The following is a 19197-nucleotide window of genomic DNA, read 5'->3' on the forward strand; positions in this document are numbered from 1 at the left end:
TCCGGACCCTGCCGTCAGCTGCGGGGGACGGTGATGACGGCCATGGCCTGCTGCTGCCCGTCCCGCATCTCGATGCTGGCGATGTTGGTCAGCTGCACGGGCGTGGCCCCGGTGATCCGTACCCTGCCGCTGGGCGTGGCCGTCCAGGCGCAGGCGCGTTCCTCGCCGCCGTCGCTGTCCTTCACCCAGAGGGAGAGGGTGCCGTCCGCCGGGAGGCTCCGCCCGTCGACGGCGAGCTCGGTGCCCCAGGTCTTCTTCACCATGCCCACCGTGAACTGCAGCCCGTTGCTGGCCTGGACGGAGTAGCTGGCATCCGGCTTGGGCGGCTGATTCACCAACGGCGCGGCCAGGATCCCCAGGGCGAGGCACGCCGCGGCACCCGCGGCCAGCGCCGCGGTCCACCGGAGCCGGATCTTCCGGCGCCGCGCGGAGAGCTCATCGAGCAGCCGCCGCGGCACGGCAGCCGGCGCGGGAACCGACGCCGCCGGTTCCCGCCCGGCCGCCGTGGCGAGGGCAACGGCGTCGGGCACTGGGAGCGCGTCCAGCAGTGCCGGCAGGCTGGCAAGCTCGTCCAGCTCCCGCCGGCAGTTAGCGCAGCGGCCCAGGTGATCCTCAAAGGCGGCGGCCTCGGCCGGTTCCAGGCCGCCCAGCAGGTAGGCGCCGAGGAGCTGGTGCGGGTCCGTGGCGCTCATCGCTGCACCCCCATCTCGTCGAGGATGGTCCGCAGGGCCCGTACGGCGTAGAACGCCCGGGACTTCACTGTTCCGTTCGGGATGTTCAAGCTGACCGATGCCTCCTGCACGGTGTAGCGGCGGTAGTGGAGGGCCACCAGGACATCCCGGTGCTCGGCGCTGAGCCGCAGCAGCGCTTCTTCCATCAGGACGCGGTTGAGGAGTTCGTCGACGCGTTCGGCGCCGCCTGCCGGATCGGCCAAATCCCGGTCCGTTGTTTCCTGGGGCCGCCGCTGGGCCTTGCGGTAGTTGTCGATCATGATGTTGCGGGCGGTCCGGAACAGATAGCTCCGCAGGCTTCCGGTGATGTGCGGCGCCTGCTGCCAGACCTTCAGCACGGTCTCCTGCACAATGTCCTCCGTCAGTTGCGGATCCCGGCAGGCGCTCAGGACGAAGCGCCTGAGGGCTGCCCCGTGGTCGCGGTAGATCGCGGCCACCACGTCTTCGTCCAGCGGCATTGCCGTCCTCCCTGGCGTCGTCCCTGGCGCTGCGCTTTCCGCGCCGGTCGGTTCCGGCGCTTCTGCCCCTACGACGTGCAGATCGCCGGAACAGTTCATCCGGGCCGGCGCCGGGGCGCGACCCGGCCCGCTGTGAACCATTCTGGCCCCGACGGCGTCGTAACGGTTAGCGCCGGCCGGAGCCGATTGGCCGGTCCGCTTAAGGATCCGAGTCAAGGAGCAGCAGATGAAAAAGCACCTCCGCGTCGGCCTGTCCGCTATGGCCCTCGCCGCCCTTCTCTCCGGCTGTGCCGGCACGGGCGGAACCACCGCTTACTCGACCACGGCGGCCCCAACCAGCGCAGCGGCTTCCCCGCCGACGTCGGCTCCGGGTTCGGCCCCGGCCGCGGCCACCGCGGACCTCAAGGTCGCCGAGTCCTCCGCCGGCCAGATCGTGGTGGACGGCAAGGGCATGAGCGTTTACTACTACACGAAGGACGTCAAGGATTCCGGGACCAGCGCCTGCACCGGCGGCTGCCTCGACGCGTGGCCGCCGGTCCTCGCCGCAGCTGACACCCCGACGGTCGACGGCGTCACCGGCACCGTGGGCACCATCGCCACCCCCGACGGCAAGAAACAGCTGACCATCAACGGCATGCCGGTGTACTACTACGCCAAGGACCTCGCGGCCGGGGACATCACGGGCCAGGGCGTCGGCGGCGTCTGGTATCTCGTGGCACCGTCCGGCGAGATGATCACCGCCGCCGGCTAGAAGGGGAGACCGGCGACGCCGGGTCCTCGGCTCAGTCGGTCAGGTCCTCAAATCCGACGGCTGCCAGAACCTCCTCGTCTGCCTCGGCCTGGCGTTCGGCCAGGTTGGGGATCCGGGCCACCCGCTCGGCGATGTGGCGGTCCAGTTCCTCCTCGCCCAGGACGAGGAGGTCGCTCTGGCTCCGGAGCCAGGCGGCGTTGAGCGCGACGATGTCTTCGGTGCCCATCAGGGCTTCGAACTCGCCGTCGAGCTCGTCCAGGAGCCGGACGGCGTCCGCGGCGGTGCTGCCGCCACCGCCGCCATTGGGGGCGCCGTCCAGCTCCGCGTCCCCGTCAAGGTACGCGTCCGCCTCTTCCTCGGAGAGCGAGTCGAAGGCCGCCGCGGAGCGGTTGAAGAGATCCAGGTGCGCGGCGGCCCCCATCCCCTCCAGCCCGGCCCGGACGTACTCGTCGATCTCCTCGCGCTCGGGGGCGCTGAACACGTACTGGGCGAACCCGCCGCTCAGTGCCTGCGTCAGGTAGAAGTCGACGTAGTAGCTGCGCAGCGCGTTCGGGGCGATCTCCCCGACATCCAACAGCTCCGCGTACATCGTGTTGACCACGTCCACGTTCGCGTCCACGACGTCGGCGTCGGTGCCGTTGATGCACTCCAGCGGCAGGACCGCCGCGTAGCCGGCGGCGGGAAGGCTGGCGGAAAGGCCGTTGCTCATAGAAGATCCTTACTGCTGAAGGCGGGTGCCGCTCCGAACCCTTTCAACGTACGTTGCGCCGCCCGGGCTGCGGCCGAGCCCGAGCTGAACGTCCGGCGAAGTTTGGGTGTCCCGCGTCCCCACCCCTGAACGGAGACCGGCAATAAAATTCATGGACTGGCTTTAAAAATATAAGTGGGTATGGTGATGGGTAGATAGCGTTTAGAAAGGCGTGATTCCATTGTCCGGAAAGTCTCCCCGAAACAGCAATGTCAAGAAAACGGGAAAGTCGATTCTCGAAAAGAGAGCCGACAAAAAGGCAAAAAGCGAATCCAGCGACATTCTGTTCGTGAAGCCGCGTAAAAACCAGCGGTGACCCACGGCCCCTGCGGGGAAAGATCCGCGGGCGGCCGGACGCTCCACTCCTAGCTGCGGCCGTCCGCCCGCGCCATTCAGGCTTCTGCCTAAATTCCCGCCACCTAGCGCAATGCAGAGCAGTGAACGCCGGGCCGCCACATAACTCCTTTTTCGGGTGCCGGGTATTTCCCGTGCGACCGATTTTTCCAGCCTGCAGAAATTGCTGGTTGGTCAGACACAGAAAGACCCAGTCATGCGCCAGAGACGTTATGCACTGATTATTCCGCCCCGCCTTAGCCACCCCATTCGGGTTGAGGAGATCGACACATCCCTGCCCGCACGGCAGACCCTGGTGGAAGGAAACGTCGGGGCCATCACCGGCCCGGGCTGGCATGCCTTCCTGAACGACGAGGCGGACTTCATTCCCCTGCCCCTGAATGCCCGGGCCGAGGTGCTGATCCGCGAGGCAGGCGTCCCGCTGGAGGACACCGTCAGCGGGACGGTGGTGTTCCTCGGCCACGGGCACGACGGCGACGACGCTGACGTACCGGCACCCCTGCTGCAGCTGGCCGGGCGCCTCTTCAACACAGCATTGGCAGCCTGACCGGAAGGCAGAGAGCCCGCAGCCACCAGCCGGGATCCCCTCTCTCGCGTGGGTTCAGCGGACGGAGAACGCGCTGCGGCCCTGGTCCCGTCGTCGCAGGTTCGGGGTGGCCGCCCCGGCTCGCTAAGATGGATCAGATGACCAACTGCTGAAAGTAGTGCGCACATGCCATCCCATCCGGACGAGAGTGCGGCACTGGCAATACAGACTCCCGCGATCAACGACCGCTCCCTCGCGGCCGGACTGGCGTACGCCATGGGAAGCCGCGTGTCCGGGATGTCCTTTGACGCCGCCACCGGGCTCATGCTCGGCAAGGTGCGCGGCGGGGCGCCCGCGCCGTACTCCACGACGGCGAAGCTGGTCCGGAAGGCGGGCGGCTGGAGCTGCACGGTCGGCGTCTGCAGCTGCCCGGTCCGGAAGGACTGCAAGCACGTGGCCGCGCTGCTGTTTGCCGCCGAGGACAACCCGGCGATCCGGGTCCAGCTGCTGGCCCCGGCCGACGTCAGCCGGCTCTCCCGGCAGGCCGCGGCGCCGGAGGTCCCGGACTGGGAACAGGCCCTCAGCCCGCTCATCGCCCAGCCCGGCATCACCCCGTCCACCAACGGCACCCCGCTGGCTCTCCAGTTCGAGATCGAAGAACCCGCCCCGCACTTCTCCTACACCGGCCGCCGGGATCCGCTGCGCAGCGTCCGCCAGCTGAAGGCCCGGCCCGTCATCATGGGCGCCAAGGGCAAATGGATCCGCGGCGACGTCTCATGGAACACCCTGAGCTACCTCAGCTACCGGCGCGAGTGCAACCAGGCCCACGTCGAGTGGATGCAGGAGTTCCTCGGCTCGCACACCGCCCAGGCCAACCGCCAGCACGCCGGGACCGGCCTGTGGCTGGGCCTGAACACCTACGCCGGCAAGAACCTGTGGAGCCTGCTGGCAGAGGCGCGGAAGGTCGGCGTCGCCCTGGTCCACAGCCGTGGCTCCGAGCCCGTGCGGCTCGTGGAGCAGCCGGCCGCCGTCGGACTCAACCTGACCCGGTACCGGACCACACCCGTCCCGGCCGAGGGCGACGGCGACGGCGGGCTGTCGCTCGCCCCCACCATCACGGTCGAGGGGGAAGTGGTGGACCCGGCCGCCGTCGGGACCATCGGCCGCCCGGCCCACGGCATCTTCCTGACGTCCGGATCGGACACCCTGCCCGGTGTGGCACCGGGAGACTCCGTCATCACGCTGGCCCCGCTGGAGGGCGGCCTCAGCGAAGAGCTCCTGAGTTTTGTGACGGCGGGGACCACGCTGCACATTCCGGCCCGCGACGAGAGCCGCTTCCTGACCGGTTTCTACCCAAAACTCAAGCAGAGCGCCCGCGTCACGGCCTCCGACGAGTCCGTGGAACTGCCCCAGCTGGCTGTGCCCACCCTGTCCCTGCTGGCGAATTACGGCGCCGGGCACCGGGTCCGGCTGCACTGGGAGTGGCATTACACCTCCGGCACACACGTCACCGCCCAGCCGCTGTGGCGCCACCCCGGCGACCACGGCTACCGGGACGACCCTGCCGAGGCCCGGATCCTGGACGCCGTGGGGCAGCCGTGGGACGTGGTGCCGGCGCTGGGCGAATCCGCCACGGGCGGCTGGGGAACCCCGCGGCTGGCGGCGACGGCGGAACTCAGCGGCCTCGATACTTTGGCCTTCACCGAGGAGCTGCTCCCCCACCTCCGCAAGGTCCCCGGCGTCTCGGTGGACACCTCCGGCGAGATTGCCGACTACCGGGAGGCCGAGGAGGCCCCGGTGGTGTCCATCTCCACCAAGGCCACCGAACAGCGGGACTGGTTCGACCTGGGGATCCAGATTTCCCTGGAAGGCCAGCCGGTGTCCTTCGCGGCCGTGTTCTCGGCCCTGGCGGCCGGCCAGACCAAGATGCTGCTCCCCAGCGGCGCCTACTTTTCCCTTGACCTGCCCGAACTGCACCAGCTCCGCGCCCTGATCGAGGAGGCCCGGGAGCTGCAGGACAACAAGGACGCCCCGCTGCAGATCAGCCGCTTCCAGGCCGGCCTCTGGGACGAACTGGCCCAGCTCGGCATCGTCGACCAGCAGGCCGCGGCCTGGCGCGAGGCTGTGGGCGGGCTGCTGGAAGGCGGCGTGAAGGGCCTTCCGCTGCCGGCAACGCTCAACGCCGAGCTGCGCCCTTACCAGCTGGAGGGCTTCAACTGGCTCAGCTTCCTCTACCGCCACGGGCTCGGCGGGGTGCTGGCCGACGACATGGGCCTGGGCAAGACGGTGCAGGCCCTCGCGCTGATCTGCGCCGCCAAGGAAGCGGCACGGAACCCGGCCGCAGCGCCCGACGGCGGTGCTCCCGCCGGCACCACCCCGGACGGCGCTGCTTTGGACGGCGCGGTGCCCGGGACTGCGCCCCATGCGCCGTTCCTGGTGGTGGCCCCCACGAGTGTGGTGGGCAACTGGGATGCCGAGACCGCCCGGTTCGCCCCCGGCCTCACGGTGCGGGCCATCGGCGAGACCTTTGCCAAGAGCGGTTCGGACCCGGCCGAGGCGATGGCCGGCGCGGACATCGTCATCACCTCGTACGCCTTGTTCCGGATCGACTACGATGCCTACGCATCCAAGGAATGGGCAGGCCTGGTCCTGGACGAGGCCCAGTTCGTCAAGAACCACCAGTCCAAGGCCTACCAGTGCGCGCGGAAGCTTCCGGCGGCGTTCAAACTGGCCATCACCGGCACCCCGCTGGAGAACAACCTCATGGAGTTCTGGGCCCTGACCTCGATTGTGGCGCCCGGCCTCTTCTCCAGCCCCAAACGGTTCGCCGAGTACTACCAGAAACCGGTGGAGAAGAACGGTGACAAGGCGCAGCTGGACAAGCTCCGGCGCCGGGTCCGTCCGCTGATGATGCGGCGCACCAAGGAGCAGGTCATCCACGACCTGCCGCCGAAGCAGGAACAGATCCTCGAAGTGGTGCTGAACCCGCGGCACCAGAAGGTCTACCAGACGCACCTGCAGCGGGAGCGCCAGAAGATCCTGGGCCTGATCGATGATGTCAACAAGAACCGCTTCACCATCTTCCAGTCACTCACCCTGCTGCGGCAGCTCAGCCTGGACCCGTCACTGATCGACCCCTCGCTGTCCGGCGTCCGGTCCAGCAAGCTCGATGTCCTCTTCGAGCAACTGGAGGACCTCGTGGCGGAAGGCCACCGCGCCCTGATCTTCAGCCAGTTCACCGGCTTCCTGGGCAAGGTCCGCGAGCGGCTTGTCGAGGAGAACATCGAGTTCTGCTACCTCGACGGCGGCACCCGGAACCGCTCCGACGTCGTCAATGAGTTCAAGAACGGCGCCGCCCCGGTTTTCCTGATCAGCCTCAAGGCCGGCGGGTTCGGCCTGAACCTGACCGAGGCGGACTACGTGTTCCTGCTGGACCCGTGGTGGAACCCGGCCTCGGAGGCGCAGGCGGTGGACCGCACGCACCGGATCGGGCAGGCCCGGAACGTGATGGTCTACCGGCTGGTGGCGAAGGACACCATCGAGGAGAAGGTCATGGCGCTCAAGGCCCGGAAGTCCCAGCTGTTCGCCGACGTCATGTCGGGCGACGCGCTGTCCGGCGGAGCGCTCACGGCCGAGGACCTGGCCGGCCTGTTCACCAACTGAGGCAGCCCAGGGGGCGCTCAGACCGCGGGGACGCTCCTGGCCCGGAGCCGGGCCAGGAGCGTCGCGGCGAGCATCGCCGTCGCAAGTTCAACCGCAATGACTGCCAGCATCGCTCCGGCACCCGAGGGCGCGGCCCCGGCTGATGCGGGAGCAGCAGCGTGGCCCATGTGACCCTGCGCCCCGGCGCCGAGCAGCAGAACCGTATGTACCCCGGTCATCGCCAGCGCCGAGGCCATTACCCGGCGCAAGGCGGCGGCACGTCCGTGCTGCCAGATATGCACGGCGCACGGGAGGCACACCGCAACCATGGCCAGCATGAGCAGGTTCAGCCAGATCCCGTGCTGGTTCCCGGTGACCAGCCACAGGTGTGCCAGACACGACGCTGCCGTGACCGCTGCGCAGATCCGGGAATGGACGGCGGGTGCGGCCCCGCCGCGCACGCTGACCGCGGCACTCACGGCATCGGCCTAGCTGTGGCAGTGTCCGCCGCCGGCCGGCTGTGCACTCGCGGGCACATCCAGCACGGGGCTGCGGTCGAAGAACCCCTCGGGCCGGAGCTTGAAGCCCACCGTGTCCACGGGCATGATGGGCCAGTCCTCGACCCGGGGGAAGTGCGTCAGCCCGAAGGTGTGCCACACCACGATGTCCTGTCCGTCGATGTCGCGGTCCTGGGCGGTGTAGGCCGGCAGTCCGGCCCCGCCGGTGTGCTGGTTGACGAAGTCCCCGGTGGGGTACCGCTCATCCTCCGCGAACCGGGTGACCCACAGGTCCTTGGTGGCAAAAGCGGCACGCCGGGCGATGGAGGACTCCGGGTCGGCGAGCAGGGTGGGCTGGCCCTGGGCGTGCAGCTTGTAGCCCACTGGTTCACCCAGGCGGTTGCGTGATTCCGGGTTGGAGATGATCCAGGTCCTGCCGCTGCGCGCGTCGGCTTCCCGGACGGCTTCCGATTCGCGCGCCAGGACTGTCCGCTTCCGGGAGAACGCGTTGCCGCGCTCGTTGCCCGCACCCATCGCTTGGCGGACCACGTCCTCCTCCTCGACGCGGTTGGTGAAGCCGTCGACCGCCATGTCCAGCCGCGCGCTGAAGAGGTGCTGGTGGAACGGCGCGCCCAGACCCGGGGCCAGCTGGGAGATGTTGTCCGAGCCGCCCTCCGGGAAGGCGGAGGTGAAGACCACTCCGGTGGCCTTGGCCTCGAATTCGATAGTGCCGTCGAGGTAGAGGTACCAGTAGAAGCCGTAGTCGTAGTTGCCGATGGTGGTGAAAAAGGAGATCACCAGGCGGCGGTTGCGGCGGGTGTAGTTGATGCCCGTCCACAGGTCGCTGTGCTTGGCCAGGATGCCCCAGTCCTCCTCGTGCATGCAGATGCCGTTGCGGATTTCCCGGGGGTTGCCGAAGGCGTCACTGATGACGGGGCTGAGGTAGGTAATCTCGCCGAGGCAGTCGCAGCCCAGCTCCAGGGAGTTGGCGTACTGGCCCACCAGGTATTCGCCGGTGTCGAAGTAGTTCTGCCATGACCGGACCGGCGACGGGTCCCCGTACGGGACCACCATCTCGGCGATGGAGGCGCGGTTGATGATGGGACGCACGCGGTCTCCGTCCCGGAAGGCCAGGTTGTGCAGCACCACGCCTTCGCGGACATCGAAGCCGACGTCCACGCTCCACTTCTCCCATTCAACGTGGTTGCCGCCGGTGACTGTGAAGCTGGGCCCGTCGGGCTGGGTGATGTTGATGGGCTTCTGCGTGGTGCGCAGCGGGCCGGTCAGTTCCGGATCGGTGTAGTTGCCGTGCTCGGCCGGAATCGGGAAGACGCCGGTGTCCAGCACTTGTGTGACTTCCCTGCTGACGACGTCGACGTACGCCACAAGGCCGTCCACGGGGTGAGCCCAGGCGCTGTCCTCGGGGAAGTCCTGCACGAAGGCCAGGCCGCGGAGGATCCGGCGTCCCCTCTCCTCCGGGTATTCGAAGACACCGGCGGACAGCGGGGCAACCCGGACCTTGCCGACGTCCAGGCCGCGGCTGGCCAGGGCCTTGAGCCACCGTTCGTCCGTGGCAAGAAGCGCCTCGACCACCTCGAACTCCTCCTCCAGGACAGGGAGCTCCCCGGTCGCCGCCGTGTCGAGTTCGACGGCGGAAATCACCGTGCCGCTGGACACCGAGACGGTCACGTCAGCCGGCCGCCCTCCCGCGATGTCATGGACGAAGACCCGGAACCGGCGTTCGTCTGCGCCTGCCGGCGCATTCCTGGCGGGATCCACCAGGCCCAGGTAGGCGATTCGCTTGGTCTCGCCGAGGAGTCCCGCTGTGCGCAGGATGGCCTGGACTGCGGAGATTTCGGTGCCCGCGGCGAGGCTGTACGCGCTGGAAGGACTAGATTCCGTGCGGATGTCGGTTGGTGCGGTCATGATGACGGCCTTCGTTCGGGGACCCGGCGGGTCGGAACTTTATTTTCTATAGTTGTAGAGAATACGGAAATGTAAGCTGTGCCACAAGAGTCCGGCGCAAATGATTTGGAGAGCAGTACCGTGCCAAAGATCGTCGACCACGACCAGCGGCGGCTCGAGCTCGTCGACGCCACCTGGCGGACCATCGCCAGGCTGGGGATCGAAAGCGCCACCATGCGGGAAATCGCCCTCGAGGCCGGCTTTGCAAACGGCGCCCTCAAGCCATACTTCCCCACCAAGGACGACCTGCTGACCTTTGCGTTCGGGCACGTCTTCAACCGCACCAACGAGCGCATCCGGGAGGTCACCGCCGGACAGGCCGGACTCGCGGCGCTGCGGGTGTTTTGTCTCGAGGTGCTGCCGCTCGACGAGGAGCGGATCAACGAAGCCCGGATTGTCATCCCGTTCTGGCAGAAGGCCATCAACGACCCCCACAAGGCCCGGATCCACCGGGACTCAATGGAGCAGTGGCTGGCCGCGATGCGGCAGTTCCTTGCCGAGGCACGCCAGGCCGGCGCTGTCACCACCACTGTCGGCGACGCCACCCTGGCCGGGCAGTTGCTCAACCTGCTCCTCGGCGCGCAGGTCGCGGCGGCGCTCGCCCCGGAAGGGCAGGTGGAGCTGGGGCTGACCGACCAGCTAGAGGGTTTCCTCACCCTGCTGGCCCGCTAGGCCCAGCGCCCACTTCTCGGCCTTTATTCGCCGAGTGTTGAAAAAAGATGACATGCGCCGGGTGCGGCGCTACCCTGAAAGGACTGTGTCCCACGACACAGCCCTTTCGAATTACGACGGCGTCAGGATTCTCTATGACCGCAGTTGCAGCCCACCCCTCGCCCCGCCCGGCCGGACAGGACGTCCGCAGCAGCACGGCAACATCTTTCGACCACTGGAAGCACCTCGTCGCGGAGTCGTTCGTTCCGCTGGCAGCCTCGAGCGACGACACGGACAACTTCCGCGGCCGCATGCGGGCCCGGCGGCTGGACCGCGTGGCCGTCGTCGAGGTCTCCTCCACCAGCCATGAGGTCCACCGCACGCCGGCGCTGATTGCGCAGTCGAACCAGCGCTATTTCAAGCTCAACCTGCAGCTGCAGGGCACCGGGCTCCTCATCCAGGACAACCGCGAGGCCGTCCTGCAGCCGGGAGATCTCTCCATCTACGACACCAGCCGCCCCTACACGCTCGCCTTCGAGGGCGACGCCCGGCTCATGGTGGTCATGTTTCCCTGGGACGCCTTGTCCCTGCCACCCGACTGCATCGCACAACTTTCGGCCGTACGGATGGCGTCCGACGGCGGCCTCGCCGCGATCGTGGGGCCGTTCATTGCCCACCTCGCGGAGAACCTGGATGCGCTGAGCGGCCCCAGCGGGTCCCGCCTGGCCGCCAATGCCCTCGATCTGGTCTCCACCATGCTCCACTCGGAGCTGGACATGTCCGCCGACCGCATGCGGCCACAATCCCTGCTGGCGGCCTCGGTCCGCGAATATATCGACGCCCACCTGGCCGATCCGCTGCTCTCGCCCGCTTCGATCGCGGCCGCCCATTTCATCTCCACACGTCACCTGCACAACGTCTTCCATGAATCCGGCTCCACGGTGGCGAGCTGGATCAGGACGCAGCGGCTGGAAGGGGCGCGCCGCGAACTGCGGGACCCGCTTCACGCCGGGAAGTCCGTAGGTGCTGTGGCCGCCCGGTGGGGCTTCCTGGACGCCGCACACTTTAGCCGCTCCTTCCGCGATGCCTTCGACGTTTCCCCCAGCGACTGGCGGCGCGGCGCCTGAACCCGGCCCGGAGCCCTCAGGCGCCGGCAGAATGCAGAAGGGGCGGTGCCGGACAGATCCGGCACCGCCCCTTCTGGCTGCGGCCGTAAACTACACGGCGGCGCCCGTGCGCACGGCCCTGCGCTCCACGGCAACTTCCACGAGCACACCGGCAACAAACACCACGGGGACTGCCAGCAGGAGGGCAACCGCTGTTTCGGTGCTGCCGCCAATCAGTGCGGTGAAGTTGCTGACCACCAGAGACAGGACCCAGCCCAGCAGCACCGCGGCGAGCGCCGGCGCCACCGCCGTCTGCCAGAGCTGGCCCGGCACCCTCTCGCGCCGGAAGTATGCGACGACGGCCAGGGAGCAGAGCATGTACAGCACCAGGAGTGCCGCGACGGCCAGCCCGCTGAACCAGGAAAAGAGGGTCAGGACAGGGTCCAGGGACAGCACAGCGAAGGGCGCCACCAGCAGGAACGCAATGCCGGTCTGGATCCGTGCGGCCACTTCCGGGGCCTTGTGCCGGTTGGTCCGGGCCACGCTGCGGGGCATCGAGCCGCGCAGTGCCAGCGAATGGAGGTAGCGGTTGATGCCGTTGTGGAAGGCGATGATGCCCGCCAGCAGGGAGGTCACCAGCAGGACCCCGGTGACCGTTCCAGCCCACGGCCCGAACAGCTCCACCATCGGCGTCAGCACAAATGAGGTCGAATCGCCCGATTCGAGGGCCGCGCCGGCGGCGTCAATGACCTGGGACGGGCCGTAGTAGCTGACCAGCATCCACGAAATGAAGGAGAAGAACACGGCGATCACACCCACGGACAGGTACGTGGCACGGGCAACCGTGCGGTGGGCGTCCTTCGCTTCGGCAGAATAGATCGCCGTGGATTCGAAGCCGAACATGGAGGCGACGGCGAACATGATGGCCACGCCGGGCGCCCCTGCCCCGATAGCCGCGGGAGAGAACGACGCCGCCAGGCTGATGCCCTCCGGGCCGCCGCCGCGCAACAGCACGGTGAAGCCGAACATCAGCAGGATGGCGACCTCCAGCCCCACGAGCACCGCGAGGACCCTTGCCCCGAGTTCGATGTTGAGGGATCCCAGTACCTGCACGCCCGCCATGGTGACCACAGCCAGCAGCCACCAGGGAACCATGACCCCGGCGGATCCGAGGAGCCCCGAGAACGCCGCGCCATACAGCCCGTACATGGCGGCCTGGACCGTGCTGTACGCGAGGAGCGCGAGCCATGCGGCTCCCGCTCCGGTCTTCCGCCCGAAGGCGGCCGTCACATAGGCGTAGAAGGCGCCGTTGGCCTGGATCTTCCGGCTCATCGCGACGAACCCGACGGCAAAGACCACAATGACAATCCCCACCACCAGATACGCCCCGGGGGCGCCGGCGCCGTTGCCCAGGGCCGTGGCCAGCGGTGTTGCGCCGACCATTCCGGTCAGCGGCGCCTGGGCTGACAGGACAAAGAACAGAATGCCCATCACGCCAACGCTGCCGGCGCGCAGCGCAGTGGAGTGCTCCGTGCGGGGACTGGACACTGCGGTCCGGGACGTGGAATTTGAAATACTCATCGGATCCTTCTTAACGGTCATGAGTCTGGGATAGGGCGGCGCCTGGCACCGTGGCATTCAGCTTTGCAGGTGACACCCGTCACCTCTTTGTCGATCAGTGACCGGTTGTTGTTCCCCAGCGCAACGGATCCGGCGCAGGGGTAATCCTTCGCAGTGGGTCAACGGCACTTCGCGCAAAGACAAGACCGCGGGTCCGGTCCCGGGGCACACTCGGAGATGCCCCAGTGCCTCAACTACTCGATGTGGAGTACCCATGGAAACCTACGATGCCCTCCTGGCCGCGATCGCCCCGGCGTCCGGCGAAACGCGGACCATCCTCGACCCCGCGACCGGCACCGCCGTCGGCGAAGCGCCGGTCCACACCGCCCAGGATCTTGAGCGGGCCGTCGCCGCGGCCGCAGCCGCGCAGCCGGCCTGGGCCGCGCTGGGCCACGACGCCCGGTCGGCTGCCCTCCTGCGGGCGGCCGACGCCGTCGAACGCTCCGCCGAGGAACTGGCCCGGCTGCTCTCCCGCGAGCAGGGCAAGCCGCTCAACGGTCCCAACGCCCGCTTCGAGGTTGGCGCCTGCGCCGCGTGGCTCCGCGTCGCCGCAACCACCGCGCTGGACCCGGAAACCGTAGTGGACGACGGCGAGACCCGGGCCGAACTGCACTACCGGCCCATCGGCGTCGTGGGCGCGATCGGCCCTTGGAACTGGCCCATGATGATCACAGTCTGGCAGCTCGCCCCCGCCCTGCGGATGGGCAACGCCGTGGTGGTGAAACCCTCGGAATACACCCCGCTGTCCGTCCTGGCCCTCGTCCACATCCTGAACCAGGAACTGCCCGACGACATCCTGTCGGTGGTCTCCGGCGGCCGCGACGTCGGTGAGGCCCTGGCCGGACACCCCGGCATCGGCAAGATCATGTTCACCGGCTCCACCGCCACCGGCAAAGCCATCATCAAATCCTCCGCCGACACCGTCAAGCGCCTCACCTTGGAACTCGGCGGCAACGACGCCGGCATCGTCCTGCCCGACGCCGATCCCGCAACCATCGCCGAAGGCCTGTTCTGGGGCGCGTTCATCAACACCGGCCAGACCTGCGCCGCCCTCAAGCGCCTCTACGTGCACGAGGACATCTACGACGCCGTCTGCGCCGCGCTCACCGAGGTCGCCGCCGCGATGCCGATGGGCAACGGCCTGGACGAGAACAACGTCCTCGGCCCGCTGCAGAACCGGCAGCAGTACGACGTCGTGTCCCGCCTGGTGGAAGCGGCACGGGATTCCGGGGCCAGGATTCTCGTGGGCGGCGACCCGGACGCCGCCCAGCCCGGGCACTTCTATCCCGCCACCCTGGTGGCCGACATCGACAACACCAACCCGCTGGTCGCGGAGGAACAGTTCGGCCCCGCACTCCCGATCATCCGTTACAGCTCAGTGGACGAGGCGGTCACCATGGCGAACGCGCTCGACGTCGGCCTCGGCGCCTCCGTCTGGTCCGCCGACGCAGCGGAAGCCCGCAAAGTCGCTGCCCGGCTCGAGGCCGGCACTGTCTGGATCAACAAGCACGGCGCCGTGGACCCGCGCATCCCCTTCGGCGGCGCCAAGCAGTCGGGCTACGGACTGGAATTCGGCGTCGAAGGCCTGAAGGCACTGGGGGTTCCGCAGGTGATCAACGGCTGACCGGACCCGGTGCGCGGCGGGTCCGGTCCCGCGACACGCAAACGGCCCGGCGCCGCGGTGTACCCGCAGCGCTGGGCCGTTTCCGTGTCACAGGGCCTTTGCCGTGTCGCTGGGCCTTTGCCGTGCCGCCGGGCCGCTGCCGTGTCGCAGCCGCGGCCCGACGGCACGGGTCCCCGGGACCTAGCCCGCGTGGTCCTGGAGCTCGGCGGCGCGGTGGCCGGTGCGCAGCAGGGGTGCGAAGAACGCGGCGAGCTCGGCCGTGGCCGTCAGGGGCAGGACGTTGGCCACGTACTGGTCCGGGCGCACCACCACCACCGCGCCGCCGCGGTCGATGCCGCGCAGCTCGAAGATGTCTGCCGCCGGATCGGTGGCGTAGACCTTCTCCAGGTAGTTGAGCTGGAACGGCCCCACCTGCGGCTTGAAGACCTCCGGCACGGCCCCGATGTCGAGGGACGCGTGGTCCTGCTGGTAGATGACCTTCACGTCGAACCAGGCGTCGGCGTCGGCACCCTCGGGGGTGGCGGCGAGCGGCGAGTCCGGCGCGCCGGCAAGCCACTCGGCGAATTCGGCGGCCGGCGACGGCGCACCGGCAGCGGCTGCGTCGGCGAAGACGTAGATCCGCCAACGCCCGTCGGCCATGGCCTGGTGGCCCAGCTGCAACGGGTTGGTGTCGCAGACCCGCACCACGGGGGCGGACTTGAAGCGCTTGCCGATGGGGAATCCGGCGGCCAGGTCCTGGTGCGCCGGCTCGGCGACCAGCATGGAGGGGGCGTACTGGGTCATGAAGCCGGCAGGGAACTCTGCGGTGCTGGTGTAGAAATCCTCGAGCTCGGAGGGGCTGTTGAACTCCTCGGGCTTCTTCGCCATCAGCGTCGACCACTCTTTGTCGAAGTCGATGAGGTTCTTGGCGATGACCTGGCGTTCCGCCGAGTAGGTGGCCAGCAGGCTCTCCGGGCTGCGGCCCTCCAGCACATGGCCCAGCTTCCAGCCCAGGTTGAAGCCGTCCTGCATCGAGACGTTCATGCCCTGGCCGGCCTTGGCGCTGTGCGTGTGGCAGGCGTCGCCGGTGATGAACACCCGCGGGGTGCGGGTGCCGCGCTCCTCCGGCAGGACGTCGTCGAACCGGTCGGTGAGGCGGTGGCCCACCTCGTACACGCTGTGCCAGGCGACGTTCCGCACATCGAGCGTGTAGGGGTGCATGATCGCGTTCGCCTTGGCGATGATCTGCTCGATGGTGGTGCTGCGCACGGCGCCGGCGTCGCCCGGTGCCACCTCGCCGAGGTCCACGTACATCCGGAAGAGGTGGCCGCCCTCCCGCGGGATCAGCAGGATGCTGCCGCCGGAACCGGACTGGATGGCGCACTTGGTGCGGATGTCGGGGAAGTCGGTGTTGGCCAGGACGTCCATGACGCCCCAGGCGTGGTTGGCCTGGTCGCCGGCCAACGTGCAGCCGATCGACTCGCGCACCTTGCTCCGGGCGCCGTCCGCGCCCACCACGTACTTCGCCTTGACGGTGACCTCCCGGCCTTCGTCCGGGCCGGACGTGCGCAGCAGGGTCACGGTGACGGGGTAGTCCCCCTCGCCGGTGACCTCCAGGCCGCGGAACTCATAGCCGTAGTCCGGCGCCATCCGGGCCGGCGAGTTCGCCATGAACTCGCCGAAATAGTCCAGGACCCGGGCCTGGTTCACGATCAGGTGCGGGAACTCGGAGATGCCGGCGGGGTCGTCCACGGCGCGGGCGGCGCGGACAATCCGGGAGTGGTCCGCGGGGTCCGGCTTCCAGAAGGCCATCTCGGTGATGCGGTAGGCCTCGGCGATGATCCGCTCGGCGAAGCCGAATGCCTGGAAGGTCTCGACGCTCCGGGCCTGGATGCCGTCGGCCTGGCCGATGGCCAGCCTGCCGCCGCGGCGCTCCACGATCCGCGTGGTGACGCCCGGGAACTGGGACAGCTGCGCCGCCGTGAGCATGCCCGCCGGCCCGGTGCCAACAATGAGCACGTCCACGTCGTCGGGGAGCTGCGCGGGACGGTTGATGCCGACGCCGGCGGCCGGCTGGACTCGCGGGTCACCGGATACGTAACCGTGGTGGTGGAAATGCAAGGGCTTTCCTCACTTCGTTGTGGGCGGCCTGAGGCCGGAGCTGTGGTCTTGGGTCCAACTGTGTTCGATAATGGAACAGGACGTTCGATTATAGAAATGCTGCGCTGTCCAAAAACTGTACGGCAGATATGACGCAGGTTACAAGCGGTGCCGGCTAGCAGCCGCTCGTACTGCCGGGAGCAGGGGTTGACGCGCCCCGCACTCACGGGCCATAGTCTTCGTATACGATTTCGTACTCGATGAGGAGTAGCTCTTGGAACACGTCACCGACCGCACTCTGGCCGCGGCCCGCAAAGTCATCGCGGTGCACATCAACTACCCCAGCCGTGCGGCGCAGCGCGGGCGCACCCCGGAGCAGCCCTCGTACTTCCTGAAGCCATCCTCCTCCCTGGCCACCGGCTCGGCTACAGCTCCGTCCTCCGTGGAACGCCCGGCCGGCTGCGAACTCCTCGGCTATGAGGGCGAGATCGCCCTCATCATCGGCAAACCCGCCCGCCGGGTGGGCATCGACGACGCCTGGAGCCACGTCGAATGGGTCACCGCCAGCAACGACCTCGGCGTGTACGACCTCCGCTACGCGGACAAGGGCTCCAACCTGCGCTCCAAAGGCGGCGACGGCTTCACCCCGGTAGGCCCCGGACTCATCGCCGCGGACACCGTGGACCCCGCCAGGCTCCGGATCCGCACCTGGCACAACCAGGAACTGGTCCAGGACGACACCACCGAGGACCTGCTCTTCCCGTTCGCCCGGCTCATCGCGGACCTCTCGCAGCTGCTCACCCTCGAGGAGGGGGACATCATCCTCACCGGCACGCCCGCCGGCGCCTCCGTGGCCGCGCCGGGCGACGTCGTCGAGGTGGAAGTCAGCACGACGCCGGACGCCGCGGGCGGCGCGCCGCTCACCACCGGCCGGCTGGTCACCACCGTCACGGAAGGCACGACGGCGTTCGCGGACTTCGGCGCCGGGCCCAAGACCGACGACCTGCAGCGGGAAGAGGCCTACGGTTCCCGGGAAGCGGCGGGCCTCCCGGCGGACTCGACCGCCGCCGTCGGGCCTGCCCTCTCCCCTGCACTGAAGGCGAAGCTGGAAAGCGTCTGCACCGCCACACTCTCCTCCCAGCTGCGCAAGCGGGGCCTGAACAACGTCAGCATCGACGGCCTCAGCTCCACCCGCCCGGACAAACGCATCGTGGGCCTGGCCCGGACCCTGCGCTACGTGCCCAACCGCGAGGACCTCTTCAAGACCCACGGCGGCGGCTTCAACGCGCAGAAGAAGGCGATCGATTCCGTCAACGAGGGCGAGATCCTGGTCATGGAGGCCCGCGGCGAAAAGGGCACCGGCACCATCGGCGACATCCTGGCTCTCCGGGCGCAGGTCCGTGGCGCCGCCGCTGTCATCACCGACGGCGGCGTGCGCGACTTCGCCGCCGTGGCCGCGATGGACATGCCCACCTACTACGCCAATCCGCACCCGGCCGTCCTGGGCCGCCGGCACATCCCGTGGGACACGGACATCACCATCGCCTGCGGCGGCACCACCGTGCAGCCCGGGGACATCATCGTGGCGGATTCCGACGGCATCCTGGTCATCCCCCCGGCCCTCGCGGAAGAGCTCGCGGACGATTCCATCGCGCAGGAACGCGAAGAGACCTTCATCGCCGAGATGGTGCAGCAGGGGCACAGCGTGGACGGCCTCTACCCGCTGAACGCCGCATGGCGCACCAAGTACGAAGAGTGGGAAGCTGCTAAATCCCATGGCTGAGACAGCAGCAGCCGCGCGTCCGGCCAGCAAGTCCGAGCAGGCCTATGCCGCCGTCAAGGCACGCATTGTGGACGGGACCTACTCCCCCGGCTACCGGCTGGTGCTGGCGAAAATCGCCGAGGACCTGGGCGTCAGCGTGGTGCCGGTCCGCGAAGCCATCCGCCGGCTCGAAGCCGAGGGGCTGGTCACGTTCGAGCGGAACATCGGCGCCACCGTCGCCGGCATCGACCCCACCGAATACCTGTACACCATGCAGACCCTGAGCATCATCGAAGGCGCTGCGACGGCCCTGTCGGCTCCGCTGGTCGGGGCAGCGGACATTGCCCGTGCCCGCGCCGTCAACGCCGAGATGCGCAACTGCCTGGAGCACTTCGACCCCGTGCGGTTCACTGCCCTGAACCAGGACTTCCACAGCATCCTCTTCGAACACTGCCCCAACCCGCACATCCTGGACCTCGTCCACCGGGGCTGGAACCGGCTGGCCGCGCTGCGGTCCTCCACGTTCCGCTTCGTCCCGGGCCGCGCCCACCAGTCCGTCGACGAACACGAGGCGCTCTTGGGCCTCATCGAAACCGGCGCCGGCGCGGACGCCATCGAGAAAGCCGCGCGCCTGCACCGGTCCGCCACCCTGGACGCTTACCTCGCCCAAAGCCACAGTTAGG

The 19197-nt window shown here is 68.5% G+C and carries 15 protein-coding genes; 8 read left to right on the top strand and 7 right to left on the bottom strand.

The window, feature by feature from the left end:
- Positions 1–14 precede the first annotated feature (14 nt).
- A complete protein-coding gene (locus AR539_RS17645) occupies positions 15–692 on the bottom strand; it encodes an anti-sigma factor family protein (RefSeq protein WP_066439709.1) in 678 nt (225 codons plus the stop codon).
- Positions 689–1189 carry a sigma-70 family RNA polymerase sigma factor gene (locus AR539_RS17650; protein ID WP_066439712.1) on the bottom strand — a complete coding sequence of 167 codons (501 nt, stop codon included), beginning with the start codon at positions 1187–1189 and terminating at the stop codon, positions 689–691. Before AR539_RS17650 ends, AR539_RS17645 begins: the two co-directional genes overlap by 4 nt.
- 226 nt (positions 1190–1415) lie before the next feature.
- Here AR539_RS17650 and AR539_RS17655 point away from each other — a divergent pair, with 226 nt between their 5' ends.
- On the top strand, positions 1416–1940 hold the full coding sequence (locus AR539_RS17655; RefSeq protein WP_066439714.1) for a COG4315 family predicted lipoprotein: 525 nt from the start codon (positions 1416–1418) through the stop codon (positions 1938–1940).
- A 31-nt stretch (positions 1941–1971) separates the two neighbouring features.
- Here AR539_RS17655 and AR539_RS17660 read toward each other — a convergent pair whose 3' ends face one another.
- Positions 1972–2649, bottom strand: coding sequence for a DMP19 family protein (locus AR539_RS17660; protein WP_066439716.1), 678 nt, complete (start codon positions 2647–2649; stop codon positions 1972–1974).
- Between the two features lie 589 nt (positions 2650–3238).
- Here AR539_RS17660 and AR539_RS17665 point away from each other — a divergent pair.
- Both AR539_RS17665 and AR539_RS17670 read left to right on the top strand, forming a co-directional pair.
- Entirely contained in the window at positions 3239–3589 is a 351-nt protein-coding gene (locus AR539_RS17665; protein WP_066439718.1) for a DUF3846 domain-containing protein, read from the top strand.
- 165 nt (positions 3590–3754) lie between these two features.
- Positions 3755–7231: a DEAD/DEAH box helicase gene (locus tag AR539_RS17670; RefSeq protein ID WP_066439720.1), complete on the top strand. Its 3477-nt coding sequence runs from the start codon at positions 3755–3757 to the stop codon at positions 7229–7231.
- Between the two features lie 17 nt (positions 7232–7248).
- Here AR539_RS17670 and AR539_RS17675 read toward each other — a convergent pair whose 3' ends face one another.
- Both AR539_RS17675 and AR539_RS17680 read right to left on the bottom strand, forming a co-directional pair.
- On the bottom strand, positions 7249–7689 hold the full coding sequence (locus tag AR539_RS17675) for a hypothetical protein (RefSeq protein WP_066439722.1): 441 nt from the start codon (positions 7687–7689) through the stop codon (positions 7249–7251).
- Between the two features lie 9 nt (positions 7690–7698).
- Positions 7699–9633 carry a primary-amine oxidase gene (locus AR539_RS17680; protein WP_066439724.1) on the bottom strand — a complete coding sequence of 645 codons (1935 nt, stop codon included), beginning with the start codon at positions 9631–9633 and terminating at the stop codon, positions 7699–7701.
- Positions 9634–9753: 120 nt separating this feature from the next.
- On the opposite strand from AR539_RS17680, the gene AR539_RS17685 reads away from it, so the two are divergent.
- Both AR539_RS17685 and AR539_RS17690 read left to right on the top strand, forming a co-directional pair.
- Positions 9754–10344 carry a TetR/AcrR family transcriptional regulator gene (locus tag AR539_RS17685; RefSeq protein ID WP_066439725.1) on the top strand — a complete coding sequence of 197 codons (591 nt, stop codon included), beginning with the start codon at positions 9754–9756 and terminating at the stop codon, positions 10342–10344.
- Between the two features lie 134 nt (positions 10345–10478).
- Positions 10479–11450 (top strand): helix-turn-helix domain-containing protein, encoded by a 972-nt coding sequence (locus tag AR539_RS17690; RefSeq protein ID WP_066439728.1) that lies wholly within the window; start codon positions 10479–10481, stop codon positions 11448–11450.
- Between the two features lie 90 nt (positions 11451–11540).
- Here the strand turns inward: AR539_RS17690 and AR539_RS17695 are convergent, their stop codons facing one another.
- Complete coding sequence (locus tag AR539_RS17695; RefSeq protein WP_066439730.1) at positions 11541–13010, bottom strand: APC family permease; 1470 nt, start codon at positions 13008–13010, stop codon at positions 11541–11543.
- A 253-nt stretch (positions 13011–13263) separates the two neighbouring features.
- Here AR539_RS17695 and AR539_RS17700 point away from each other — a divergent pair, with 253 nt between their 5' ends.
- Positions 13264–14673: an aldehyde dehydrogenase family protein gene (locus AR539_RS17700; RefSeq protein WP_066439732.1), complete on the top strand. Its 1410-nt coding sequence runs from the start codon at positions 13264–13266 to the stop codon at positions 14671–14673.
- A gap of 180 nt (positions 14674–14853) precedes the next feature.
- Here the strand turns inward: AR539_RS17700 and AR539_RS17705 are convergent, their stop codons facing one another.
- Positions 14854–16773 carry an FAD-binding monooxygenase gene (locus AR539_RS17705; RefSeq protein WP_066439733.1) on the bottom strand — a complete coding sequence of 640 codons (1920 nt, stop codon included), beginning with the start codon at positions 16771–16773 and terminating at the stop codon, positions 14854–14856.
- Between the two features lie 253 nt (positions 16774–17026).
- Here AR539_RS17705 and AR539_RS17710 point away from each other — a divergent pair, with 253 nt between their 5' ends.
- Both AR539_RS17710 and AR539_RS17715 read left to right on the top strand, forming a co-directional pair.
- Positions 17027–18535, top strand: a complete 1509-nt coding sequence (locus tag AR539_RS17710) for a fumarylacetoacetate hydrolase family protein (RefSeq protein WP_066439734.1) — start codon at positions 17027–17029, stop codon at positions 18533–18535.
- The gene (locus AR539_RS17715; RefSeq protein WP_066439735.1) at positions 18528–19196 is read left to right on the top strand and encodes a GntR family transcriptional regulator; all 669 of its coding nucleotides are present in this window, start codon (positions 18528–18530) and stop codon (positions 19194–19196) included. The genes AR539_RS17710 and AR539_RS17715 overlap by 8 nt, the downstream gene beginning before the upstream one ends.
- The last annotated feature ends 1 nt before the right edge of the window (position 19197 follow it).

Origin of the sequence: Arthrobacter sp. EPSL27 (genome assembly GCF_001512305.1) — a bacterium.
In the GTDB taxonomy this organism is placed as follows: Bacteria; Actinomycetota; Actinomycetes; order Actinomycetales; family Micrococcaceae; genus Arthrobacter.